The following is a 24731-nucleotide window of genomic DNA, read 5'->3' on the forward strand; positions in this document are numbered from 1 at the left end:
TCCACCTGATCGCCGTTGGCGGTTCGTGGGCAGTCGGCGCAGCGGATCTCGGGGCTTTCGCGTGCGGTCCGCTCAGCGGCGGATCGCAAAACGCCGCGCATAAGCGGCGGATGGTGTGCCGCTTCCCCACACCGCGCCATCGATCAGTTCCCTTGTGACGTCCTCGCCGGGCACCGGCACGTTCACGCGTGCGGCGGCCTCGCGATACAACTGCGTCTGGTTGATGCGCGCGGCGACCGCGTCGTAGTCGTTGTGCGCATCGATGATCCCCCAGCGCTCGAACTGCGTGAGGAACCACGCGCCTTCGAATGGATGCGGATAGTTGACCGCGCCGTCGTCGAAGAAACGCATCGGCAGGCGGCGCGGGTTCGCCGTGTCGAGGTGGTCGCCGAGCCGCGCCGCGATCAGCGTCTCGTCGATACCGATGTAATCGGGCCGCGCGAGCCAGCGGGCGATCTCGTCGCGATGCCCGGCGCCGTCGAGCCAGCGGCACGCTTCGAGCACGGTCTGCACGAGTGCGCGGGTCGTGCGCGGATGCGCATCGACGAAATCGCGTCGGCAGGCGAGCACTTTCTCGGGATGCTCGGGCCACACCTCGCTCGAATAAGCGATCGTTTTGCCGACACCATGCGCCTCGGCCATTTCATTCCACGGCTCGCCGACGCACAGACCGTCGAGCCGGTCTTCGGCAAGCGCGGCGACCATTTGCGGCGGCGGAATCGCGACACTGTCGATGTCGCGCAACGGATCGACGCCTTGCGCCGCGAGCCAGTAGTACAGCCACATCGCATGCGTGCCGGTCGGGAAGGTGTGCGCGAACACCGGCTTGCGGCCGAGCGTCGCGAGCGCCTCGCGCAAGGTCCCATGCTTCGCGAGCGCATCGGCGAGCCGATTCGACAGCGTGATCGCCTGGCCGTTGCGGTTCAGCACCATCAGCACGGCCATGTCGGTGCGCGGGCCGCGGAGGCCGAGCTGCACGCCATACACGAGCCCGTAAAGCGCGTGCGCGGCGTCGAGATCGCCGGCTAGCAGCTTGTCGCGCACGGCGGCCCACGACGGCTGGCGGCACAGTTCGAGCGTGAGCCCGTGCGCATGGCCGAACTCGAGCAGCTTCGCCGCGATCAGCGGCGCCGCGTCGGACAACGCGACGAAACCGAGCCGCAGATGGGTCTTTTCAGGCGGCTCCGCAAAGGCCGCGGCGGTGACGGAAGTGGCTGGATTCATGAGCGCATCATTTGAGCGAGCCGGCCGACGCGACGACCTCGCGCGCCACCTCGGCGAGTTTGACGCCCTGGTTCATCGCGCGTTTGCGCAGACTCGCGTAGGCGGCCGGTTCGGTGAGTTTCTGCTGATCCATGAGCAGGCGTTTCGCGCGATCGATCAGCTTGCGCTCGGCCAGTTCGTTTTCGGCCTGCGCGAGCCGCTCGCGCAATTGCGACTCCTGTGCGAAACGCGCGAGCGCGACTTCGAGAATCGGTGCGAGCCGCTCGGTCGCGAGGCCTTCGACCAGATACGCGGTGACGCCCGCGTTGACCGCTTGGCGGATCAGTTGCTGGTTCGCGTCGTGGCTGAACATCAGCACGGGGCGCGGCGCGGTCGCGTGCATCACGGCGAGCTGTTCGAGCGTATCGCGCGACGGCGACTCCGTATCGATGATGATGACGTCGGGCCGCTCGTCCTGAACCGCGCGATGCAGCGCCTGCGGCGTCGCGGTGCCGGAGAGCATTTCGCAGCCGAGACAGGCGAGCGCATCGCGCAGATCGCCGATGGGTTTGTCGGTGTCGGTGACAAGGAGAACACGCAGCATGGAGTCGGGGGAAGGGACATCTGACTATCAGTAAAGCAATGGACATGCCAGCCTTCGCGCGACGGGGCTTGGCGAGGTGTGTGAGCGCATTCGCGCGAATGGCGGGGGATCGATTGGGGTTTTTTGCGGGCGATCGCTGCGAATCGTCCGCGAAAAAGGTGACGCGGCCACGCCGGTCGCGTTGCACCGGCGAAGGGCATGCAGGACAGCGGACGCCCGATGCACCGAAGCGGCGCATCGCGTTCGTCGCGGCCGCAGCCTTGGAGCCTCAAAGCCAGCGCGAATAACTGCGCGGTGAAAACAGCAAGGTCACCGCCATCATCGCGGCGATGCAGCCGGCGAGCATGATCCACGCGGCGACGAATCCGCCGCTCCAGCCGCGCACGACGCCGGCCACGAGCGGCGCAACCGCCGCGCCGAACGCGCCGGCGCCCATCGCGACCACCGGCAGACTGGTCAGCGATGACGCGCCGTAGAAGCTCAAGCCGGTCGCGTCCGCGAATCGTCGTCATCAACGGGCTGATCGAGGTCAGCAGCGGGCGCAGATGGAACTGGAGGAGCGGGTGGTCGAGCAGGTGCGCAAAAGCACGGGTGGGAAGGATTTGGGGGCGGTGTCTGGAGTTTAGCGAGACGTGCTGCGACGTGCGTGGTCGCCGAAGCGGCGTGCCGCCAGATTCCAATCAAGACGCCGCGCGTGTTGCGGCGTACGACGTTCGCGCATGCGCTGGAGAGCATCCCGAATGTCAGGGAAGAGACGTCTATTTCACGCGCTTGGGCGGCAAGGCTGACGTAGCGCGTTCAAGCAGAACGCGGAGTCGGAAGGTATGGCGCGAGTCTGTCGGGCCTCGCGCTTTCGCATGGGTTCGGGCGGGCTGCCCGCATCGCCTGCACAACATCACAGGTACGCAGGGCGGCGCCGTGACCCCTGCTTACCTCCGCCGCGCCGCGTGCCGTGGCGCACCGCCGCCACTCGCACGCTCGTCCTTGTGGCGGAAATTGATCCGCCCCTTGGTCAGGTCGTAGACCGACAGTTCGAGCGTTACGCGATCGCCCGCGAGAATACGGATATGGTTCTTGCGCATGCGCCCGGACGCGTAGGCGCCGACCACGACGCCGTTGTCGAGCGTCACGCGGTAGCGGCTATCCGGAAGCACTTCGTCGACGATACCGTCAAGTTCAAGCAGTTCTTCTTTCGCCATGCATAACTCCTGGTCGATGGGATAAAGGGGAAACCGGCCGCAGGCATTGCGAGCGGCGCGACTGTGGATTCGTTTGAAAAGCAGCGGCGCCCGAAAGCACGCTGCGCGACATGAGTGACGCGCCGATGACGCCGCTCAAAGATCGGTGACCGACTGACCGCTCACCTGGCCGTCGATCAGCCGTTCCGCATGCGCCATGCACGCGATGCGCGCCTTGCCCATGCCGTCGAACGGAAACAGATACTGCAGGCGAAATACCCGGCCGTCGGCCGCCGCATTGGCGCCGACGCGGCAGATGCGCACCGAAGCGTCGTAACCGGCGCCCGGATTGCGGGTCGCTTGCGCGCCCGCGGGGCGGCGCGGATAAACGAGCGGGTGAATTTCGTAACCCTTGTAGGTCCTGACAGCTGAATTCATGAGAAACATGTCCTGTATTGCGTGGTCCACGCGCCGCGTGCGGGGCGCTGCTTCCGGCAACGCTCCTTTGACGCGTCACGGCGCGGACCGCCGGCGCAGCACCGATGGGCGCGCCGGCGATAAAAATGGTTGGCACAGACCTGCTAGACCCGGCGGGCTCAATGACAATGGCCCGAGCGGTCGCGCAAAAACGCGGATTCGACCGAAAAAACGCTGAAGCGGCGCGTCAATTCGGGCGCCGGACGCATGATGCTGAACCGCTCGGTGTACTTCTCGCGACGGCGAATGCGGGCGGCGCATTGCCGGAGTGACGGGATCGCAGATAAGGGCGGTCGAACAGTCGGGGGTGGTGCGGAGATGCCGGGTTGAGACTGCCTGGTGCTGCCAGTGCTATATGGGTGCGAGGTACAACAATTGCAACATGATGCCTGAAATAGGGCTGATTGGATAGTGCAAACTTCAGCGCACGACCGGAACGCCCGACTGGCAGGGCTTCGCGGGCGGTTGGCGAAGTCGTGTCGGAGGCGGGACGGGCGACGGACGCGCGAATTGCGCGAGTGGCGCGCGCGAGGCTCCTATCCGAACGCGTGCGTCAGCGCGACGTCTCGGCGACGCGCTTCTGCAATTCGCGCGCGGCCGCCAGCGGCAGGCGCGCATCGTCCCAGCCGGTCAACCATTCGACTTCCTTGGCTGTGAAGACCTGACCATGGTTGCGCAGCGCGTACTGCAGCGAATCGATGATGTGGTTGCGAATGATCTCCGGCGTGCGCTTGTCGTCGAGCACGGCGCGAAGCGCTTCGAGTGTGGCCATCGGTTGGCTCCGTTCGGTTGGGTGTCGGCGGATCAGTGTTTATCGCACGAAAAAAATGCGCTCGCGAGGTGGACAAAATTGCCGTCCGGCGTCGAGTCGCGGCGCCAGCGCGAGGCCGCTACAATGGCGACTTCCTGAATTGCGGACCGAGCGGGCGCGCCGGCGTCCACTGCGGGCGTCTGGCTTCGTCTTCATCCGCTATTGCGCGCCGCCTCCTTCGAACCTCGCGTTTTTTCCATGCGCAACCCGAACGTGTCTCCTGTCAAAGACCTGCTGCTGAAGCGCTACGCGCCGATCGCCGACGGCATCGCCGCGCTGCTCTATCCGTGCGCCGAGGTGGTGATTCACGATCTGCGCGATCAGACCATCGCGTATCTGGTGAACAATCTGTCGCGGCTCGATGTGGGCGCGCCGTCGGTGCTCGACGACGCGCACTTCGCGGCGCGCGGCCAGACCATCGGCCCCTACGAGAAACTGAACTGGGACGGCCGCCGCATGCGCTGCGTGAGCAACATCCTGTTCGACGACGACGGCAAGCCCGCCGGCATCCTGTGCGTGAACTTCAACATCGCGGTGTTCGAGGATGTGCGCTCGACGCTCGATCTGTTCATCAAGGGCGGCGCGATGACGGACGCGCCTGCCGACGATCTGTTCCGCGACGACTGGCAGGACCGCATCAACACGTATCTGCACACGTGGCTGCGTGACCGGCAGATCGGCATCAATGCGCTGACGCGCGAGCACAAGCGTGAAATCGTCGAGGCGCTGCACGCGCAGGGCGCGTTTCGCGGCCGCAGCTCGGCGAATTACGTGGCCGCGGTGCTGACGATGGGCCGCGCGACCGTCTACAAGATCCTGAAGCAGATGAAAGAGGGCGGCTGAGCTCAGGCGCGCCGTGCTTGAAAATGCTTCGACGACGCCCAAAATAAGGTCACACACCATGCGCTACCGACACTACAAAGGCGGCATTTACGAACTGGTCTGCGAGGCCACGCTCGAATCGGATCCGACGGTCACGATGATCGTCTACAAGGCGGCCAATGGTACGATCTGGACCCGTCCAGCGACGGTGTTTTTCGAGCTGGTAGAGCAGGAGGGCGTCGAGGTGCCGCGTTTTGCGCCGCTCGATGAGTTCAACAACGAGGCAGATGCGTCCCCCGCGGACTCACCCATGCTGCCGTAATCACTGGAACAGGAAAACCGAATGCGTCTGTTGCTTGCCATCATTCTGCCGTGGCTGCAGTTTTTCACGATCGGCCGTCCGTTTGCGGGCATCATCTGCCTGATTCTGCAAATCACGCTGATCGGCTGGGTGCCGGCGGCCATCTGGTCGGTGTATTCGCTGAGCCAGTACAACACGGACAAGAAAATCGCCCGCGCAATGGGCAACGGGCGCTAAGACACAGCGCGTGAAAGCGTCGGCGAGCGGGGCGCCAGGCCCCCAGGCTCCCGCTCATCGTGCCGGTATCGCGACCGCATCCGGCACTTCGATCACCACGTCGGTTTCCGCGACCGCCACGCACGGCAGGATATAACCGTCCGCCTTTTCCTCGCGGCTCACGCCGGGCCATTCAATCGAGTAGCGCACACGCCCAGACGTCATCCGGCACAAGCATGTTCGGCACGTGCCGTTGCGGCACGAACGCGGCAAACGCAGATTGGCGAAAGCGGCGGCTTCGAGAATCGTCAGCGAATCGGGCGCTTCGAAGCTCTGGCCGAGCGGTTCGACGCGAACCACAGGCGGGCGGGTGGGGGCGGACATCGTGCAGGTCAAAGACTAGGTGCGCGACACTTTACACGGGATCGGACAGCGCTTTATGCCGCGCCGCAACATCGGCGCGTCAGCCGCGCCTTCAAGAAAAAATCGGGGAAATCTTGCACCTGGCCCGAACTCGTCTAAAGTGAATCAATTCACCTCCGCGTGGCGCGAACTGACGATGCCGCGTCGAGGCGACGGCCCGCGCCGGCTGCATGGGACAAGGAGGAACGAGCGGCGGACGCGATAGCAAGCAATCAGCGCGTGCATTACCCGAGCGCATCGTGCGCGCACTCTTCCAGGTGACTCCCATGCAGATCCAATTCCCGAACGAAGCCCCTGAATATTCAGGTCGCGAACTTACTTTGGCGTTTCCGGCAATGGTCGATGGGCAGAGGGTGGAGTGCATGATCACCGCGGAAGCGCTCGAAGATCACTTCGGCGCCGCGTCCCCCCGGCTGGAGGACATGATCGTCGCGTTCGACGCGCACCGGCCGCGCATCGAGGCCGCCACGCGCCGGCTGTTGTCGGAAACGCGCGCGCAGTGTCTCGTGCTCAGAAGCGGTTACGTGCGGTTTTACGAGGCGAACTGGCGTAACTGACCGATCTGAAACTATCGGCTGGCTACCGGTACCGAAGCTTCGGCAAGCGCGACTGCTGCCGAAGCGCGAAGTTCGGATTCACCCGTGCCGCTGCCGCTGGCTGGCCTGCGCGCAAGCCGCGACCGCGTGCAATGCATCGGCGGCACGCAGCCAACTCCATTACTTTCAAATGATCCGCCGCAGCGCCCGATCCTTGAACACCACATGGTGCGCGATCGCCGCGAGCGCGTGCAGTCCGATCACCCAATAGAACACGTTGCCGAGCCACTCGTGCGCGTCCTTCAACAGCGGCCGCGCGATCGCATCCGCACGCACCAGCGTGAAGCTGATGTCCGTCCATGCGAGCGACACCGGCCGCCCGCCCGCATTGACCATCAGCATGCCGAGCAGCGGCTGCGCGAAGATGAACACATAGAGCGCGAGGTGCGCGGAGCGCCCGAGAAAAGCGAGCACCCGATTGCTTTCGAGCTCCTCCGGCGCGCCGGCCCACAATCTCCACAGCAGCCGCAACACGGCCAGCCCGAGCACCAGCGTGCCGGCCCAAAAATGCACGCCGGTCCAGAACGCGCGGCTGTCGGAGCCGCGCGGGCCGCGGATTTCGATGGCCAGATAGGCCAGCGCGACCAGCAGAAAAATCATCCAGTGGAAGAAAATCGCGGGTTTCGTGTAGCGGTCCGTCGTGCGGTTATATGAGGACATCGAGGCTCCTGGGGTGGCGACCCGTGCCGCTGCGACCGAGTCGATCGCGACCCGGTCGATCGCGACCCGGTCGATCGCGACCCGGTCGTTCATCATTCGAAACATCAGATGATAAACGGTCCCCGAACCCGACGACACATTCGACCCCCCGGCCGCGCGACCTCCTCATTCGCTGCCGAGATAGAAATACCGGAACAGGAAAATCGCCGCGATGATCCACACGACCAGCTTCACCTGGCGCGCCTGGCCCGTCAGCAGCTTGAGTCCCGCGTACGAGATGAAGCCGAACGCGACGCCGTTCGCGATCGAGTAGGTGAACGGCATCAGCAGCGCGGTCAGCGCGGCCGGCACGACTTCGGTCGCGTCGTCCCACGGCAGGTCGACCAGTTCGCGCAGCATCAGGCACGACACGTACAGCAGCGCGGGCGCGGTCGCATACGGCGGCACCACTTCGGCGAGCGGCGCGAAAAACAGCGCCGCGACGAACAGCACGGCGACCGTGATCGCGGTCATGCCGGTACGGCCGCCGGCCTGCACGCCCGATGCGCTTTCGATATACGCCGTCGTCGACGAAGTACCGAGCATCGAGCCGGCGAGAATCGCGGTGCTGTCCGCGAGCAGCGCGCGGTTCAGCCGATGCATCTTGCCTTCCACCAGCAGCCCCGCGCGGTTCGCGACGCCCATCAGCGTGCCGGTCGCATCGAACAGCTCGACGAGGAAGAACACCAGCACCACGTTCAGCACGCCGCTCGACAGCGCGCTGCGGATATCGAGCTGCAACAGCGTCGGCGCGATCGACGGCGGCGCGGACACGATGCCGTGAAACTGGTTGCCGCCAAAGAAGAAGCTCAGGATTGTCACGCCGACGATACCGATCAGGATCGAACCGCGCACACGCATATGATCCAGCGTGACGATGCCGAAGAAGCCGACCGCCGCGAGCACGACGTGCGGGTCATGCAGATTGCCGAGCGTGACGAGCGTGGCCGGATTGCCGACCACTACGCCGGCCGACTTCAGCGAAATGATCGCGAGAAAGAGACCGATGCCGCCGGTGATCGCGATGCGGATCGAATGCGGAATGCCCTTGACGATCACCTCGCGCACGCGGAACAGCGTGACGATCAGGAACAGGCACCCGGAGATGAACACCGCGCCGAGCGCGGCCTGCCACGTGTAGCCCATGCCCTTGACGACCGTGTATGCGAAGTACGCGTTCAGGCCCATGCCGGGCGCGAGCGCGATCGGGTAGTTCGCGTACAGACCCATGATCAGCGACGCGAGCGCGGCCACGAGGCAGGTCGCGACGAACACCGCGCTCTTCGGCATGCCGGCGTCGCCGAGAATCGCCGGGTTCACGAAGATGATGTAGGCCATCGTCAGGAAAGTGGTCACGCCGGCTAGCACTTCGGTGCGCAGGTTGGTGTCGACGGCGTCGAAGCCGAAGTAGCGTTTGATCGAGTCCATGTGGCGGGTTTCCTCTCTTTCGTCGTTCAGACAGTGTTTTTGTCATCGAGGCGGTGACAGCGCGGCGCGGCAAGGCAGGCCGCGCGGCGGCGTTACGGCGGAATTGTAATCACGAATGGCAGCGCCCCGGCGCCTGCGGCGGCGCCAGCAGGCCGCCCGGGCCCGTCAGGCGGGCGGTTTGCCGTGCGACTGTGGCGCCTGCGCATCACCGCGAGGCGCCTGACGCGCGAGCCAGCGATCGAGTTCGCCAGCAAACGCCTTGCCATCGCGCGCGCTGAAGGCGGCCGGCCCGCCCGTGTCGACGCCGCTCGAGCGCAACTGGTCGAGCATCGAGCGCATGCGCAGCCGTTCTTCGATCGTGCCGGGCGTGTACCAGTTGCCGCGCGGATCGAGTGCGTGGGCATTTTTTGCCAGCACGGCGGCGGCGAGCGGGATGTCGGCGGTGATCACGAGGTCGCCCGCGACGACGCGCTCGACGATCAACTGATCGGCGGCGTCGAAGCCGGCCGGCACCTGAATCGCGCGGATCAGCGGCGACGGCGGCACGCGCAGGAACGAATTGGCGACCAGCGTCAGCGGCATGCCGGTCCGGCGCGCCGCGCGATAAAGCATGTCCTTGACGACGGCCGGGCAGGCGTCGGCATCGACCCAGATTGGCATGATGCGGGTTCCGGCTGTGTGCGGCTGGTTTGCTGCGTGAGGGATGGCGGGACCGGATGATACCTTGGCGCGACGCAAGCCGTGCCATGCCGCTCGCGGCGAGCGGCATTCAGGCTGCGACTACGCAAGCCGCGACCGCTTACTGCACGGCCGTCGGGGCGTTGCCTTGCTGCTGCTCGCGGTGTTGCGCGACGATGCGGCTCGCGCGCTGCGCGTTCTCCGGATAGTCGATCCAGTCCAACGGGTCGTAGCCGGCGGCGAGCCATTCCGCGAGGTCAGCGCGGACCTGGGCGCGCGTTTTCGGCGCCGACGGGTCGGCGGGCTGCGTCACCGCTTGCGCGTAGACGGTGCTGATACCCACGGCGGCCAACAGCGCGCCGAGTCCAATGCGGGAAGACAGTTTCATGGCGGGCTCCTGCGGAGCGGAAAAACAGCGGGACCTGGTGGTTTTTCGGTGCGCCGGGTAAGGCGGTACAAGCAACGCACCATTTCTGCCGGCAAATCGAACCCGCCGCGAGCCTCGTTCGCCACATCAGCGCAAGCAACGCGCAAGCGGGCGGGTATGCCGAAACGTCGACGCTAATCCGCGCCGAATGGATGTCCTGACAAACATCGTCCTATCACGCCGATGGCTTGTTGAAGCGTTCAAGCCCCGCACTCACGAGGTCGATCGGCAGCGGAAACACGATCGTCGAGTTCTTGTCGGCGGCGATCGTCACCAGCGTCTGCAGATAGCGCAACTGCATCGCCTGCGGTTGCCGCGCGAGCGTCTGGGCCGCCTCCAGCAACTGCTTCGATGCCTGCAACTCGCCTTCCGCGTGAATCACCTTCGCGCGCCGTTCGCGCTCGGCTTCGGCCTGACGCGCAATCGCGCGGATCATCGTTTCATTGATATCGACGTGCTTGATCTCGACGATCGATACCTTGATGCCCCACGCGTCGGTTTGCGAGTCGAGCACTTTCTGGATGTCGGTGTTCAGCTGCTCGCGCTCGGACAGCAGTTGGTCGAGGTCGTGCTTGCCGAGCACCGCGCGCAGCGTCGTCTGCGCCAGCTGGCTGGTCGCCTCGAAGTAACGCGCGACCTGGATCACCGCCTTCTCCGGATCGACGACGCGGAAATACACGACCGCGTTGACCTTGACCGACACGTTGTCGCGCGTGATCACGTCTTGCGTCGGCACGTCGAACACGATGGTGCGCAAATCCATGCGCACCGCCTGCTGCACGATCGGAATGATCAATACGAGCCCTGGCCCCTTGACCTTCCAGAAGCGGCCGAGCATGAACACGACGCCGCGTTCGTACTCGCGAAAAATCCGCACCGACGACGCAATCAGCGCGACCACGAGCAGGATCAGGATGCTGCCGAAGCCGAATGTGAAGCCGATCATGAGCGTTCTCCTTGTAAGGCGTCGACCGACGTAACGGGCACCACGGTCAGTGTGAGGCCGTTGCGCGCCGTCACGCGCACGCTCTGACCCGGCGCGGCCGGCGTGGTGCTCGAGACGCGCCAGCGCTCGCCGTGCACGCGCGCCCAGCCGGCCAGCGGGCCGCCCGCCGCGTGTTCGGGTTCGGGCAGCAAGCCGCCGTCCAGCACCACGCCGACGCAGCCGATCAGCGCCTCCGAGCCCGTCACGACCGGCCGCCGCCGCGCGCGCAGCGCGAGCCGCGACACGCCGAGCACGAATGCGACGCTGAACACGACGACCGCGGCGATCAGTGGCAGCGGGATGCCGTAGCCGGGCACGTCGGTATCCATCAGCATCGTTGCGCCGACCACGAACGCGACCACGCCGCCGAAGCCGAGCGAGCCGAAGGTCGGCAGGAACGCTTCGCCGATCAGGAAGGCGATGCCGAGAAAGATCAGCCCGAGGCCGACGTAGCTGATGGGCAGCATCTGCATCGCGAACAGGCCGAGCAGCAGGCTGATTGCGCCGACCACGCCGGGCAGCACGAAGCCCGGATTGGCGAATTCGAAGAACAGGCCATACATGCCGAGCATCAGCAGAATCAGCGCGACGCTCGGATCGGTGATCACGGCGAGAAAGCGGCTGCGCCAGTCGGGTTCGAGCGTGATCAGCGGCGCATGCGCGGTATGCAGCGTGACGCTGCCCGCGCTCGTGACGTACGTGCGGCCGTCCAGCTGGCGCAGCAGGTCCGGCACGTCGCGCGCGACGATATCGACGACGTGCTGCGCGAGCGCTTCCTCATCGGACAGGCTCACCGCTTCGCGGACGGCGCGCTCGGCCCACTCGGCGTTGCGGCCGCGCATCTGCGCGAGGCCGCGGATGTAGGCGGCGGCATCGTGAACCTGCTTGCGCAGTTCGGTCGATTGGGTGTCGAGCGGCAGTGCGCTGGCGGCTTCGGATGATGCGCCGGGTGACGCAGGCGCAGGCGCGGACGCGCCGCCAGGCAGCGTGCGCATGTCCGGCAGCCCCGGCGTGCCTGGGGTGGCTGGCGTTACCGGCGGGCCGCCGGCGGGCGGCTCGTTGCCGCCGATGCCCATCTGGATCGGCGTCGCGGCGCCGAGGTTGGTGCCCGGCGCCATCGCCGCGATGTGGCTCGCATAGACGATGTAGGTGCCGGCGCTGGCCGCGCGCGCGCCGCTCGGCGCGATGAAGGTCGCGACCGGCACCGGCGAGGCGAGGATCGCCTTGATGATCTGCCGCATCGACGTATCGAGGCCGCCGGGCGTATCGAGTTGCAGGACCGCGAGCTGTGCGCGCTGGCTGGCCGCGCGCTGCAAACCACGCACGATGAAATCGGCGGTGGCAGGTCCGATCGCGCCATTCACCGGAATCACGACGACGCTGTTGGCGGTCGCGGTGGCGACGTTCGCCGCGCTCGCCGCATTGGCCGCTTGCAGCGGCGCCAGCGCTTCGCGCGTCGCGAAGCCAAACGCGCATAGCACGCCGAGCACGGCGATGCCGCGCATCAAACGGCCCACGATGCCGCCGCGGATAAGCGGCCTGCGCGGACCGAACTGCCGGAGCGGGAGACGCGGAGTCGTGTTCATCGCTGACGGCCGTCGCGCCAGCCGGTGCGAACCGGCGGCGCGGGCCCCTACCCTCGATCAAGGCTGGCCTGTTGCCGCTTAAAGCTTAGTCCGATTCGGCGCGTCGCGTGAGATCGAGCCCCGCGGCCCGGGCCGGCCGGTAGTCGGTCGGGCGCATGCCGGTCCATTTGCGGAACGCGCGATGAAACGCGCTCGGCTCCGCGAAGCCGACGGCGTTGGCGATATCGGCGATGGTGCGCTGCGTGCGCTGCAGTTCGGCGATCGCGATGTCGCGCCGCAGCGCGTCCTTGATCGACTGATACGTGTGGCCCTCCTGCTTCAGATGCCGCCGCATCGTCGCCTCGGCGACGTGCAGGCGCGCGGCCATCTGATCGGCCGCGGGCCAGCCCGACATCGGCAGCGCGCGCAGCGTCTTGCGCACGCGCGCGGCGAGCGAACCCGGATTGCGGTACTTGACGATGAAGCTGCCCGGCGCATCGCGCAGAAACGGCCGCGCCGAGCGCGAAGTCTGGATCACCGGCAGTTCCAGAAACGCAGGGTCGAGATCGACGGACGACTCCGGCTCGTCGAAATACATCTCTTCGCAGAACATCAGCCGGTATTCGTGCGCGGCCGGCGGCGCGGCGCAGCGAAAGCGCGCTTCGAGCAACGGAATGCGCCGGCCGACGAGCCAGCACACGAGCCCGTACACGAGGATGAAATACGTCGCGTAAGCGAACATCGCCGGCTTGCGCGTGCCCGCGCGCTCGACGAACTTCAGGCGCACGCGCTGCGCGTCGGTGTCGATCGTCGCGCCGAGATCGTCGAGCACGAGCCGCATGAAGCCGACCGCGCGCGCAAGCGCCTGCGCGCCGTTGCGCGCGCCCAGCGCCGTCTGCGTCATCGCGATGAAGCTGCCGCTTTTCATCGGATGCGAGTCCTGGCCGAAGAATTCGTCGTCGAGCGCGCGTGCGATGCCGGCCCACAGCGCGCCGTATTGCGCCGACGAGACGCGGCTTTTCGGCGACGCGAGCATCGCCGCGGCAATGCCGGCCGCTTCGGCGAGCGCTCGCGCGTCGAGGCCGCGCGCCGTCGCGAGCGCGAGGGTTTCCTCGACGAGACTGACGGAGATCGTGCCTTTGTCGCTTTTCATCGGGATTCGGCTTTTCTGGCAAAAGCGCTCAGCATAGGCTGGGTCGTGGTTCATGAAGCCCCTGAAATGGCGAGGCTCCATGCAAGTGCATGGTAGCAGTATGGCAAAAGCGCTCAGCAAGAATGAGCGGAGCGAGCATCGAACGGCGCGGGCCGCTTGCCTACACTTGCCGCATCACCGCGATCGCCAGCACGGCCGTCAGCACCAACGAGGACGCAGTCATGGACAGCTTCTACACCGACGAACAACGGATGATCCGCGACGCCGCGCGCGACTTCGCGACCGAATGCCTCGCGCCGCACGCGGCGCAATGGGATCGCGACGCGCAACTGCCGGCCGGGGTCGTCGCGCAGCTGGGCGAACTCGGCTTTCTGGGCATGATGGTGCCGGCCGAGTGGGGCGGCACCTACACCGATTACGTCGCCTATGCGCTCGCGCTCGAAGAGATCGCGGCCGGTTGCGCCGCCTGCGCGACGCTGATGAGCGTGCACAACTCGGTCGGCTGCGCGCCGATCCTGAACTTCGGCAGCGCCGCGCAGAAAGACCGCTATCTGCGCGAGCTCGCCATCGGCCGGACGATCGGCGCGTTTTGCCTGACCGAGCCGCAGGCGGGCTCCGAGGCGAACAATCTGCGCACCCGCGCGCAGCGGCGCGACGGGCAGTGGATTCTGAACGGCAGCAAGCAGTTCGTGACCAACGGCGCGCGCGCCGGCCTCGCGATCGTGTTCGCGGTCACCGATCCCGAGCGCGGTAAGCGCGGCCTGTCCGCCTTCATCGTGCCGACCTCGACGCCGGGTTTCGACGTCGGTCGGCCGGAGCGCAAGCTCGGCATTCGCGCGTCCGACACCTGTCCGATCTCGCTCGATCAGTGCGCGGTGCCCGAGGCCAATCTGCTCGGCGAGCCGGGCGAGGGTCTGCGCATCGCGCTGTCGAATCTCGAAGGCGGGCGCATCGGCATCGCCGCGCAGGCAGTCGGCATTGCGCGCGCCGCGTTCGACGCCGCGCGCCGCTACGCGAACGAGCGCGAACAGTTCGGCAAGCCGTTGAAAGACCACCAGACGATCGCGAACATGCTCGCCGACATGGCGACGCGCCTGAATGCCGCGCGCCTGCTCGTGCATCACGCGGCACGGCTGCGCTCGGCGGGGCGGCCGTGTCTGTCGGAGGCGTCGCAGGCGAAGCTTTTTGCGTCGGAGCTTGCGGAGGAGATCTGTTCGAACGCGATCCAGATTCATGGCGGCTACGGCTATCTGGAGGACTATGCGGTCGAGCGCCACTACCGGGATGCACGGATCACGCAGATTTACGAAGGGACGAGCGAAGTGCAGCGGATGGTGATCGCGCGCCATGTTTGAGGGCGGCGTTTGAGCGCACAATAGCCTGGCCGTGGATGCCCGCCTGGATCACCGCGGCGAAAAAAAACCGAGCGCGCCCCGCGCCACTCGCAACTACGTTGCATGGGACCGGAGTAAGCGCCAAAGCGCTAACTCTGGTCGACAGGAGACGACGATGACAGCAGCGAAAGCCTTTCTCGAAGCGCGCGATCTGCTAGTGCGCCATCGCACCGACTACGAGCGCGCGTACCGCGAATTCGCGTGGCCCGCGCTCGGCGAGTTCAACTGGGCGCTCGACTACTTCGACGCGATCGCGCATGACAACGACAACCCCGCGCTGTGGATCGTCGACGATCCTTCCAGCGACGGCCTGCGTCTGTCGTACGCGCAGATGTCGGAGCGCTCGTCGCGGATGGCGAACTTTCTGCGCGGCGCGGGCGTCGGCCGCGGCGACCGTGTGCTGCTGATGCTGCCGAACCGCGTCGAGCTATGGGACGTCATGCTCGCCGCGATGAAGCTCGGCGCGATCGTGCTGCCCGCCACCACGCAGCTATCCGTCGAGGACGTGCGCGAGCGCGTGCAGATCGGCGGCGCGAAGTTCGTCGTGGTCGACAGCGCGGAGCTGGGCAAATTCGATGCGCTCGACGTGCCGCTCACCCGCCTGTCGGTCGGTGCGCCGCGCGACGGCTGGATCGATGTTGCCGCCGCGTACGAGGCTTCGCCGCATTTCACGCCGGACGGCGTCACCCACGCCAGCGATCCGCTGTTGCTGTACTTCACGTCCGGCACCACCTCGAAGCCGAAGCTGGTCGAGCATACGCACCAGAGCTATCCGGTCGGGCATCTGTCGACGATGTACTGGATCGGCCTGCAACCCGGCGACATCCATTGGAACATCAGCTCGCCGGGCTGGGCCAAGCACGCGTGGAGCTGCTTCTTCGCGCCGTGGAACGCGCAGGCCTGCGTGTTCGTGTTCAACGTCCCGCGCTTCGTGCCGAAAGACACACTCGCCGCGCTCGTGCGCTTCAACGTCACCACGCTGTGCGCGCCGCCGACCGTCTGGCGCATGCTCGTGCAGGAGCCGCTCGGCGACTATCCGGTGAAGCTGCGCGAAATCGTCGGCGCCGGCGAGCCGCTGAATCCGGAGGTCATCGAGCGCGTCAAGCACGCGTGGGGCATTACGATTCGCGATGGCTACGGCCAGACCGAAACGACCTGCCAGATCGGCAATTCGCCGGGCCAGCCGGTCGTGGCCGGCTCGATGGGGCGTCCGCTGCCGGGCTACCGGGTCGAGCTGCTCGACGCCGACGACCAACCGGTCGGCGAAGGCGAAATCGCGCTGCCGCTCGCAGAACGGCCGCTCGGCCTGATGACGGGTTACGCGAACAACCCCAACGCGACCGCGCAGTCGATGCGCAACGGCCTCTATCGCACGTCGGATGTCGCGCTGCGTCGCGACGACGGCTACTACGTGTACGTCGGCCGCTCGGACGACGTGTTCAAGTCGTCCGACTATCGCCTGAGTCCGTTCGAACTCGAAAGCGTGCTGATCGAACACGAGGCGATCGGCGAGGCGGCCGTCGTGCCGAGCGCGGACGCGTTGCGTCTGTCGGTGCCGAAGGCGTTCGTCACCGTGCGTCACGGCTACGAAGCCGGTCCCGAACTCGCGCGCGCGGTGTTCGCGTTCTCGCGTGAAAAACTCGCGCCGTACAAACGGATTCGCCGTCTGCAATTCAGCGAACTGCCGAAGACGATCTCCGGCAAGATCCGCCGCGTCGAATTGCGGCGCCGCGAAATGGAGCGCGCGGCCGAGCCCGCGCGTCTGCCGGACGAGTATTGGGAAGAGGATTTTCCCGACTTGCGGTGACTGTCTTTATTCCTCGCCATTGCTGGTTTGCCGCCCCGTTTTGAATCGCACGTGTTGAATTCGAGCTTCGGATTCGACGCGTCGGGGCACTGTTTTCTAAATCACAGGAGTTTCAGCATGAGCACCCTTGCTTCGAACGAGACCGGCCGCGACGTTGCCGGCGCCGTGGCCGCCGTCAAACTGCTGATCAACGGCGAGTTCGTCGAATCGAAGACGACCGAGTGGCGCGACATCGTGAACCCGGCCACGCAGGCGGTCCTCGCGCGCGTGCCGTTCGCGACCGTCGCGGAAGTCGACGCGGCGGTGCGCAGCGCGCACGCCGCGTTCAAAACGTGGAAGGACACGCCGATCGGCGCGCGCATGCGCATCATGCTGAAGTACCAGGCGCTGATTCGCGAGCATATGCCGCGCATCGCGAAGACGCTGTCGGCCGAGCAGGGCAAGACGATTCCCGATGCCGAGGGCGACATCTTCCGCGGTCTGGAAGTCGTCGAGCACGCGTGTTCGATCGGCACGTTGCAGCAGGGGGAGTTCGCCGAGAACGTCGCCGGTGGTGTGGACACTTACACGCTGCGCCAGCCGCTCGGCGTATGCGTCGGCATCACGCCGTTCAATTTCCCCGCGATGATCCCGCTGTGGATGTTCCCGATGGCGCTCGTGTGCGGCAATACCTTCGTGCTGAAGCCATCCGAGCAGGACCCGCTGTCGACGATGCAGCTCGTCGAACTCGCGCTCCAAGCCGGCGTGCCGAAGGGCGTGCTGAACGTCGTGCACGGCGGCAAGGAAGTCGTCGATGCGCTGTGCACGCATGAACTGGTGAAGGCGATTTCGTTCGTCGGCTCGACGGCGGTCGGCACGCACGTGTATCGCCTCGGCAGCGAACACGGCAAGCGAGTGCAGTCGATGATGGGCGCGAAGAACCACGCGGTCGTGCTGCCCGACGCGAATCGCGAACAGACCCTCAACGCGCTCGCCGGCGCCGCGTTCGGCGCCGCCGGTCAGCGCTGCATGGCGAGTTCGGTGGCGGTGCTGGTCGGTGCCGCGCGCGAGTGGTTGCCCGAGCTCGTCGCGAAGGCGAAGACGCTGAAGGTCAACGCGGGTCACGAGCCGGGCACCGATGTCGGGCCGGTCGTGTCGCGCGCCGCGAAGCAGCGCATTCTCGGTCTGATCGACGCTGGCGTGAAAGAGGGCGCGACGCTCGTGCTCGACGGCCGCGATGTGAACGTGCACGGCTACGAGCAGGGCAACTTCATCGGCCCGACGGTGTTCACCGACGTGACGGCCGACATGGAAATCTACCGCACCGAAATCTTCGGGCCGGTGCTCGCGGTGCTGAACGTCGCGACGCTCGACGATGCGATCGCGCTCGTCAACGCCAACCCGTTCGGCAACGGCGTCGGCCTCTTCACGCAAAGCGGCGCGGCGGCGCGCAAGTTCCAGAGCGAGATCGATATCGGCCAGGTCGGCATCAACATTCCGATCCCGGTGCCGGTGCCGTTTTTCAGCTTCACCGGTTCGCGCGGCTCGAAGCTTGGCGATCTCGGTCCCTACGGCAAGCAGGTCGTGCAGTTTTACACGCAGACCAAGACGGTCACCGCGCGCTGGTTCGACGACGACACCGTCAACGATGGCGTCAACACGACGATCCGCCTGCGTTGAAGGCACTGAGGGCACACCCGGAGACGACACCATGAAAATAGGCTTTATCGGACTCGGCAATATGGGCGCGCCGATGGCGCTGAACCTGCTGAAGGCGGGCCACGCGCTCAACGTGTTCGACCTCAGCGCGCAAGCTGTGCGCACGCTCGTCGACGCGGGCGCGCAGCCGGCCCGCTCACCGCAAGCCGCCGCGAGCGACGTCGAATGCGTGATCACGATGCTGCCCGCCGCGGCTCACGTGCGCAGCGTGCTCGTCGCGGACGATGGCATCCTCGCCGGCATCGCGCCGGGCGTGCCGATCATCGATTCGAGCACGATCGATCCCGCCAGCGTGAAAGCGTTTGCCGAACTCGCCGCGGCTCACGGCAACAGCTTCGTCGACGCACCGGTCTCGGGTGGCACGGGCGGCGCGGCGGCGGGCACGCTGACCTTCATGGTCGGCGGCAGTGCGAGCGCGTACGAGCAGGTCAAGCCAGTGCTGTCGGCGATGGGAAAAAACATCGTGCATTGCGGCGACACCGGCACGGGCCAGGTCGCGAAGATCTGCAACAACCTCGTGCTCGGCATCTCGATGGCGGGCGTCGCCGAGGCGATGTCGCTCGGCGAGGCGCTCGGTATCGACACGAAGGTGCTCGGTGGCATCATCAATACGTCGACCGGGCGCTGCTGGAGTTCGGACACGTATAACCCGATGCCGGGCGTGATCGAGACCGCGCCGTCCTCGCGCGGCTATACCGGCGGCTTCGGCACCGACCTGATGCTGAAAGATCTCGGCCTCGCCACCGATGCCGCGCGCGGCGTGCGTCAACCGGTCTATCTCGGCGCGCTCGCGCAGCAGCTTTATCAAACGATGAGTGCGAACGGCGCGGGGCGCCTGGACTTTTCGGCAGTGATCAAGCTGTATCGCTCGCGTGAGCGCGGCGGTAACGGCCAGGGAGGCACGCAATGATCGAGCTCGATTACGCACATGACGGCGCCGTTGCTTTGATCACGTTGAAACGGCCGTCCGCGAACGCTTTCACGCCCGACGGTCTGCTGCAATTGCAACGCACCGTCGAGCAGTTGAACGCCGATGCGCGCGTGCGCGCGCTCGTGATCACCGGCGACGGTCCGAAGTTTTTCAGCGCGGGCGCCGATCTGAACACGTTCGCCGACGGCAATCGCGAAGTCGCGCGCACCGCGGCCGCGCGTTTCGGCGCGGCCTTCGAATCGCTGCAGAACGCGCGGCCCGTCGTCATCGCGGCGCTCAACGGCTTTGCGATGGGCGGCGGTCTCGAATGCGCGCTCGCCTGCGATATCCGCATCGCCGAGCAGCATGCGGTGCTGGCGCTCCCCGAGACGGCGGTCGGTCTGCTGCCATGCGGCTGCGGCACGCAGACGCTGCCGTGGCTCGTCGGCGAAGGCTGGGCCAAGCGGATGATTCTGACCGGCGAGCGCGTCGATGCGGCGACCGCGCTCAGCATCGGTCTCGTCGAAGAAGTGGTGGAGCGCGGCGCCGCGCGTGAAGCTGCGTTGAACATGGCGCAGCGCGTCACCGGTTTGAGCCCGCAGGCGGTCAGCTTCAGCAAGGAGTTGATCCATCAGGCGCGGCATGGCGTGCCGCGCGCCGCCGCGCTCGCGCTAGAACGCGAGCGCTTCGTCGATCTGTTCGATGGCGCCGATCAGCGCGAGGGCGTCAACGCGTTCCTCGAAAAACGCGCGCCGCGCTGGCAGACGAGCCGTGCATCGCGGGAGACGCAGCGATGAGCACTTTGCACGGCTTTGCGGTCGAAATGCGCGCCGCGACGAACCCGCAAGCCGAACCCGACGTGCTGTTTCGCGTCGTCAACCACGTGGCGATCATCACGCTGAACCGGCCTGCCGCGCTCAACGCGCTGTCGCACGCGATGGTGCGCGAACTCGCGGTGCTGGTCGAGCGTTGCCGCACCGATGCCGGGATCGTCGCGCTGGTGCTGAAGGGCGCTGGCGACAAGGGCTTTTGCGCGGGCGGCGACGTGCGGGAGGTACATCGGCTCGCGACGCAGGGCGACCCACGCTGGCTCGCGTTCTTCGTCGACGAATACCGGCTCGATTACGCGTTGCACACGTTTCCGAAGCCGGTGGTCGCGCTGCTCGACGGCATCGCGATGGGCGGCGGCATGGGCCTCGGCCAGGCGGCGCGGCTGTGCATCGTGACCGAACGCAGCCGCATCGCGATGCCGGAGACGCGCATCGGCTTCGTGCCCGACGTCGGCGCGAGCCGCTTTCTGAGCGTGATGCCGGCCGAGCTTGCGCTGTATGTCGGGCTGACCGGCGCGACGCTAGCGGGCGCCGACGCGGTGCGCCTGCAACTGGCCGACCTGTGCGTGCCGGCCGACTGGCTCGCGAGCTTCGAGGAACGTTTGCAGCGCATGTCGCACGACGGCGAGCGCATCGACGCGCTGCGCGCCGTGTTCGAGCCGCCGTGCAATATCGTGCCGCACGCACCGCTCGGCGCGCTGACGCAACTGATCCTGCGCCACTTCGACCGGCGTTCGGGCGTCGAGCGCATCGTCGCGACACTGCGTCAGGATCTCGAACGCGAACCGCCGCGCGAGGTGCGGCAATGGCTGCAAGCGACCTACGACGCACTGACCGCCCATTCGCCGACGATGCTGCAGGTGACGCGCGAAGCGCTGCTGCGCGGCCGGCAGATGACGCTTGCCGATTGCTTCCGGATGGAGCTCGGCATCGTGAAGCGCTCGATCGAGGAAGGCGATTTCCGCGAGGGCGTGCGTGCGCAACTGATCGACAAGGACCGTCGGCCGCGCTGGTCACCGGCGACGCTCGCCGATGTGCAACCCGAGCGCGTGCGGCATTTCCTGAGTTCGCCGTGGCATGGCGACGCGCATCCACTGGCGGCGCTGGGCGCGGAGCATGGCGACTGACTTGCGCGGCGTATCGCATGCCGCGCGGGGCGCGCGGCCCGGCGCACCCGCGCCCGCCCTTAGGTCTGCTTGGCATGTCCCGCCCATCAGCCGCCGGTGCCAATTGTGGTCTGGCGGACACAGACTACGCGCGCCAATTGACATCTTTCCGGGCCCGATCTTAGATAGATAGTTCAGCCCCGTCCCGACCGGCAAAGCCTGCTCGCAGCCCTCATCACGGCGCTCGTCCGACCTACGGTGCGTTTATACGTCACCGCTTCCCGCATTCCCGTGCTCTTGATCGATCAGGAGGCAATGCGTATGGAAAAGCCGTCAGATGAGAATCGCCGCTCCAAACCCTTCGGCGACAAACCCGCTTCCCACCTCGAGCAGGGCCCTCATGCAAAAAAGCTCGCCCTCACCGCGCTAGGCGGCATTGCGGTTCTGGTGGGCAGCGGTATCTACTGGGTGGTGACCTTTTCGCATCGCGTGCCGGATGCGGATTGCTTTCCTCCCGGCATCGAGTGCGTTAAAAAGATCGCCGCGGTGATGAAGGAAGTCAGCGACGCGGATCGCGCAACCAGCATGGGCGAGAGCTGGCTGCTTGCGTTGCTGGTCACGGCCTTCACGTTCCTCGTGTTCTATGTCCACATTTGCCGTGGAGAAGAAGAACGGGCGCGGACCATCGCGGAACGCGAGTTCGAGCAGAAGAAGCGTATCGCGGAAGAGGAAGGCGAGGCCGCTCCCGACGTCGACTCCCGCTCGAAGGGGGGAGTCGGCATCCTGCGAAGCTGGTTCGCGTCGCGCTGGTGCATTCCGGTGTTCTGCTACGTCCCGGCGGTATTGCTGTTCGGCGGAGAGATATGGGAAGGCTATACCGATGCGGTCGTACTCGCATTGGCGCTCGCCGCCATTTACGTGGCCGCGGAACACTATTGCGCGCTCGAGCAGCAACGCAAGCTCGTCGACGAGCAGGAAGCGGTGCTCGAGACCATCCGCAAGGAGCTCAGCGACAAGGTGGCCAGCATCGATAACGCGATGGGAACCCGCTATGGTCTTCGCGTGATCTACGACGCCTATCGCGACCCGAACCACGACCAGTCCCGCGCAGAGGAGAGGAAGCGCTTGCAGCCCGGCGCGGCGCACCAGGCTCACGGCGGCGCGGCGAACGTTCAGGAGTCTGAAAAAGGCATTTTTTCGATCTATCGTTTCTTCGATATCGACAAGCAATGGTGGGCGCGCGAGTCCTGGGACGGCTATCGCAGCAGCCCCGCGGCGACGCTCTATCGGACCTTGAAGGAAGGCGCGCGCACGAAGATGACGCTGGTGACGCCTCTCGAATATCCCGAGTTCGACGACGGCTCGATGCAGGACAAGGCACTCTTCTTCGGCAAGTTCATTGGACTCGTATGGCATTACGTCGTGCTGTGGCACGTACGGCGCGCGCTCGAGGCCGACTCGAAAGACGTCGTGTGCGAACACAAGATCCGCATTGCGCAGACTTCGCTGTGGCTGCATGTGGTCGACCGGACCGTCTATCAGATTCTCGGCGACGATCGCGGCAAGGACGTCAAGGTGCGCAACCTGACGCACGACATGGATGAGATCTCGGTATCGCTCGCCCGCTGGGCCAAGCGTGAAATTCAAACGCTGGCGGCGCGTGGCCCGACCGTCGAGGAGTACATCTGCACCTGCCTGACCGATGCCCATCAGGCCATACCCGCGGACGGCGCGGCCACCTTCGGACAGAACGAGGATCACGTACTCGAAAGACTCGGATTCAAGGAATGGGCGAACGAAGGAGACGCGCCATCGGGAATTCGCAAGCGAGTGTTGGCCGCGCGCTGCAAGGGATTGATCCGGGACGCCGTGGCGATCATCGCCACGTCCGAGCCGAGGCAGACGGCGACCATCGACGGCCAATACGATCCGTCGATCGAAGAGATAGCAGCGGAGGTCGAGTGATGACTACTTCCATCGATGCGATGCTGGCCGACCTGGAGATCATCAGCGACCTGGTGATGTCCCTCGTGGTGCCGACGAAAACCACGGACCGCTCGAACTTCACGACGCCGATCTCGCTGATCGTCAGACACCATCTGGTCGGCGGGCAGTCGCCGCTTGCCGGTCGCGACGTGCGCGGTCTCGTCGACCGGCTCAAGCACTGCGCCGGCGCGCTGTGCAAGGTCGGATCGGGCAAGAAGCTGCTCGCCGATTCGCAGTTGATGCGGGGCATTCCTGCGGCGCCATATCAGGCGAATCAGTTCTACGTCGAGTTGCTGACGGCGGTGTCGCTCGGTCTTTACTTTCTCGGCGTGCCGATTGGCGAGCCGTGGGACCTGGTGCAGACCTGGGCCGACGAGGAGGGCGGCGGGCTACCGAACGGCATCTGCGTGGCGAAGGCGATCGGCGATATCGTGCGCTCGTCGCGCAAGTGGCATCCCACGCTGCCGGTGGAAGCCGACGCGAACGAGCGCGCCAAACGCAGGGCGTCGACGGATCTGATCGTCCATTCGTTCCTGCCGATGATCCTGTTTCGCGATCTGATCCTGTGGGGCGGCGGACAGCCGGAACCGGAGAATTCCGGGCTGCCGGAACATCCGTCGATCCGCAGTCAGACGGCGACCGGACCCACCGAAGGCGACGAGTCGGATGAACGGTCTTTGCTCGTGCCGTCGATCCATGCGTTGGGCCGCTGTTACGAAGTGTTGCAACTGCAACTTTACCTGAGGGCCGGTTATCCGATTTACTATGCCGTGCCAGAGGCCATTCTGAAGACCGAAATTTTGCGGTCCTGCGCGGCGGGAAAATCCACCGAGGAGTGCTGGGAAGAGATGTGCACGTTCCTGCGTGACAAGATCTTCCGCGGCAAGCTGCCCGACGCCGGCAATCTGCAGAAGCAGTGCGTCTACGTGATCGACCGGACCAAGCCTCCCGCGTGCTTCATCAATCACGATGCGGGGCTGCTGACCTTCGAAGGCATCGATCTCGACGTGGGCAGCCGCGAACTGCCGCTACCGGCGAGTTACATGCTCGATGAACGCAGGGAGCGCTACCGCAAGAGAGTGCTTTCGTTCAAGCCGGCCGATGACGCAGCCGCGCTGCGAAACCTCTTGAATGGCGCAAAGAACAAGGAACTTTTCAAGCATATCTTTCATGGCGCGAAAGATGATCATCCTGATCCGGCTCACGGCAAGGATGCCGCCAACGACGCCGCGAAGGACACCGTCACGGTGAGGTGACGATGCGCGGCGCACTGGGTATCGGGAACGCCGGATGCTAGGAATTTTATGGTTGCTCCGACGCGGATCGCCTCTGGCGAAGCGATCCGCGCCATAACGAGGCGCGTCGCGCCGTACGTTGGCTGTTTCGTTGCAACACCAGCAGGCAACTCCACAGTCAAACCTAGCAGGAAGGCAC

At 65.8% G+C, this 24731-nt stretch carries 26 protein-coding genes; 12 read left to right on the forward strand and 14 right to left on the reverse strand.

Features of this window, described 5'->3' with window-relative positions; all coding sequences use genetic code 11:
- Positions 1-72: 72 nt before the first annotated feature.
- The 6 genes from OKW35_RS26375 to OKW35_RS26400 all read right to left on the reverse strand — a co-directional run bounded on the left by OKW35_RS26375 (position 73) and on the right by OKW35_RS26400 (position 4234).
- The gene (locus tag OKW35_RS26375) at positions 73-1224 is read right to left on the reverse strand and encodes a CmpA/NrtA family ABC transporter substrate-binding protein (RefSeq protein WP_429553586.1); all 1152 of its coding nucleotides are present in this window, start codon (positions 1222-1224) and stop codon (positions 73-75) included.
- A 7-nt stretch (positions 1225-1231) separates the two neighbouring features.
- On the reverse strand, positions 1232-1807 hold the full coding sequence (locus OKW35_RS26380; protein ID WP_090806551.1) for an ANTAR domain-containing response regulator: 576 nt from the start codon (positions 1805-1807) through the stop codon (positions 1232-1234).
- A 268-nt stretch (positions 1808-2075) separates the two neighbouring features.
- Positions 2076-2291 (reverse strand): hypothetical protein, encoded by a 216-nt coding sequence (locus OKW35_RS26385; RefSeq protein WP_429553587.1) that lies wholly within the window; start codon positions 2289-2291, stop codon positions 2076-2078.
- Positions 2292-2736: 445 nt separating this feature from the next.
- Complete coding sequence (gene infA / locus OKW35_RS26390; protein ID WP_090806547.1) at positions 2737-3006, reverse strand: translation initiation factor IF-1; 270 nt, start codon at positions 3004-3006, stop codon at positions 2737-2739.
- 135 nt (positions 3007-3141) lie between these two features.
- Entirely contained in the window at positions 3142-3423 is a 282-nt protein-coding gene (locus tag OKW35_RS26395; RefSeq protein ID WP_090810142.1) for a hypothetical protein, read from the reverse strand.
- A 592-nt stretch (positions 3424-4015) separates the two neighbouring features.
- A complete protein-coding gene (locus OKW35_RS26400; RefSeq protein WP_184054544.1) occupies positions 4016-4234 on the reverse strand; it encodes a hypothetical protein in 219 nt (72 codons plus the stop codon).
- A 237-nt stretch (positions 4235-4471) separates the two neighbouring features.
- On the opposite strand from OKW35_RS26400, the gene OKW35_RS26405 reads away from it, so the two are divergent.
- The 3 genes from OKW35_RS26405 to OKW35_RS26415 are packed head-to-tail and all read left to right on the forward strand — an operon-like array spanning position 4472 to position 5633.
- Positions 4472-5116, forward strand: a complete 645-nt coding sequence (locus OKW35_RS26405; protein WP_187610762.1) for a helix-turn-helix transcriptional regulator — start codon at positions 4472-4474, stop codon at positions 5114-5116.
- Between the two features lie 58 nt (positions 5117-5174).
- A complete protein-coding gene (locus OKW35_RS26410; protein WP_184066150.1) occupies positions 5175-5417 on the forward strand; it encodes a DUF1653 domain-containing protein in 243 nt (80 codons plus the stop codon).
- A 21-nt stretch (positions 5418-5438) separates the two neighbouring features.
- Positions 5439-5633: a YqaE/Pmp3 family membrane protein gene (locus tag OKW35_RS26415; RefSeq protein WP_090806541.1), complete on the forward strand. Its 195-nt coding sequence runs from the start codon at positions 5439-5441 to the stop codon at positions 5631-5633.
- Between the two features lie 54 nt (positions 5634-5687).
- On the opposite strand, the gene OKW35_RS26420 is transcribed toward OKW35_RS26415, so the two are convergent.
- A complete protein-coding gene (locus tag OKW35_RS26420; RefSeq protein WP_184062727.1) occupies positions 5688-5996 on the reverse strand; it encodes a 2Fe-2S iron-sulfur cluster-binding protein in 309 nt (102 codons plus the stop codon).
- Between the two features lie 305 nt (positions 5997-6301).
- On the opposite strand from OKW35_RS26420, the gene OKW35_RS26425 reads away from it, so the two are divergent.
- A complete protein-coding gene (locus tag OKW35_RS26425) occupies positions 6302-6592 on the forward strand; it encodes a DUF1488 domain-containing protein (RefSeq protein WP_026226687.1) in 291 nt (96 codons plus the stop codon).
- A 165-nt stretch (positions 6593-6757) separates the two neighbouring features.
- Here the strand turns inward: OKW35_RS26425 and OKW35_RS26430 are convergent, their stop codons facing one another.
- The 7 genes from OKW35_RS26430 to OKW35_RS26460 form a co-directional block, all read right to left on the reverse strand.
- Entirely contained in the window at positions 6758-7291 is a 534-nt protein-coding gene (locus OKW35_RS26430) for a cytochrome b (RefSeq protein ID WP_429553859.1), read from the reverse strand.
- Between the two features lie 165 nt (positions 7292-7456).
- Positions 7457-8758 carry an NCS2 family permease gene (locus tag OKW35_RS26435; protein WP_184062724.1) on the reverse strand — a complete coding sequence of 434 codons (1302 nt, stop codon included), beginning with the start codon at positions 8756-8758 and terminating at the stop codon, positions 7457-7459.
- A 165-nt stretch (positions 8759-8923) separates the two neighbouring features.
- Positions 8924-9418 (reverse strand): YaiI/YqxD family protein, encoded by a 495-nt coding sequence (locus OKW35_RS26440; RefSeq protein WP_090806534.1) that lies wholly within the window; start codon positions 9416-9418, stop codon positions 8924-8926.
- Between the two features lie 139 nt (positions 9419-9557).
- Entirely contained in the window at positions 9558-9824 is a 267-nt protein-coding gene (locus tag OKW35_RS26445) for a DUF4148 domain-containing protein (protein WP_429553588.1), read from the reverse strand.
- Positions 9825-10038: 214 nt separating this feature from the next.
- Positions 10039-10809, reverse strand: coding sequence for a slipin family protein (locus tag OKW35_RS26450; protein ID WP_184031463.1), 771 nt, complete (start codon positions 10807-10809; stop codon positions 10039-10041).
- Positions 10806-12434 (reverse strand): NfeD family protein, encoded by a 1629-nt coding sequence (locus tag OKW35_RS26455; RefSeq protein ID WP_429553589.1) that lies wholly within the window; start codon positions 12432-12434, stop codon positions 10806-10808. The genes OKW35_RS26450 and OKW35_RS26455 overlap by 4 nt, the downstream gene beginning before the upstream one ends.
- 85 nt (positions 12435-12519) lie before the next feature.
- Complete coding sequence (locus OKW35_RS26460) at positions 12520-13566, reverse strand: AraC family transcriptional regulator ligand-binding domain-containing protein (protein WP_429353393.1); 1047 nt, start codon at positions 13564-13566, stop codon at positions 12520-12522.
- A 221-nt stretch (positions 13567-13787) separates the two neighbouring features.
- Here OKW35_RS26460 and OKW35_RS26465 point away from each other — a divergent pair, with 221 nt between their 5' ends.
- From OKW35_RS26465 to OKW35_RS26500, 8 genes are all read left to right on the forward strand, one after another.
- Positions 13788-14921 (forward strand): acyl-CoA dehydrogenase family protein, encoded by a 1134-nt coding sequence (locus OKW35_RS26465; RefSeq protein ID WP_429553860.1) that lies wholly within the window; start codon positions 13788-13790, stop codon positions 14919-14921.
- Between the two features lie 154 nt (positions 14922-15075).
- Positions 15076-16767, forward strand: a complete 1692-nt coding sequence (locus tag OKW35_RS26470; RefSeq protein ID WP_429553590.1) for an AMP-binding protein — start codon at positions 15076-15078, stop codon at positions 16765-16767.
- Between the two features lie 117 nt (positions 16768-16884).
- Positions 16885-18426, forward strand: coding sequence for a CoA-acylating methylmalonate-semialdehyde dehydrogenase (locus OKW35_RS26475; RefSeq protein WP_429553591.1), 1542 nt, complete (start codon positions 16885-16887; stop codon positions 18424-18426).
- Between the two features lie 31 nt (positions 18427-18457).
- Positions 18458-19375 (forward strand): 3-hydroxyisobutyrate dehydrogenase, encoded by a 918-nt coding sequence (gene mmsB, locus OKW35_RS26480; RefSeq protein ID WP_429553592.1) that lies wholly within the window; start codon positions 18458-18460, stop codon positions 19373-19375.
- Entirely contained in the window at positions 19372-20172 is an 801-nt protein-coding gene (locus OKW35_RS26485) for an enoyl-CoA hydratase (protein ID WP_429553593.1), read from the forward strand. The genes mmsB and OKW35_RS26485 overlap by 4 nt, the downstream gene beginning before the upstream one ends.
- Complete coding sequence (locus tag OKW35_RS26490) at positions 20169-21332, forward strand: enoyl-CoA hydratase/isomerase family protein (RefSeq protein ID WP_429553594.1); 1164 nt, start codon at positions 20169-20171, stop codon at positions 21330-21332. Before OKW35_RS26485 ends, OKW35_RS26490 begins: the two co-directional genes overlap by 4 nt.
- 300 nt (positions 21333-21632) lie before the next feature.
- Positions 21633-23276 (forward strand): hypothetical protein, encoded by a 1644-nt coding sequence (locus OKW35_RS26495; RefSeq protein WP_184066120.1) that lies wholly within the window; start codon positions 21633-21635, stop codon positions 23274-23276.
- Positions 23276-24553 (forward strand): hypothetical protein, encoded by a 1278-nt coding sequence (locus OKW35_RS26500; RefSeq protein WP_429553595.1) that lies wholly within the window; start codon positions 23276-23278, stop codon positions 24551-24553. Before OKW35_RS26495 ends, OKW35_RS26500 begins: the two co-directional genes overlap by 1 nt.
- Positions 24554-24731: the final 178 nt, after the last annotated feature.

Origin of the sequence: Paraburkholderia sp. MM5477-R1 (genome assembly GCF_050436385.1) — a bacterium.
GTDB lineage: Bacteria > Pseudomonadota > Gammaproteobacteria > Burkholderiales > Burkholderiaceae > Paraburkholderia > Paraburkholderia tuberum.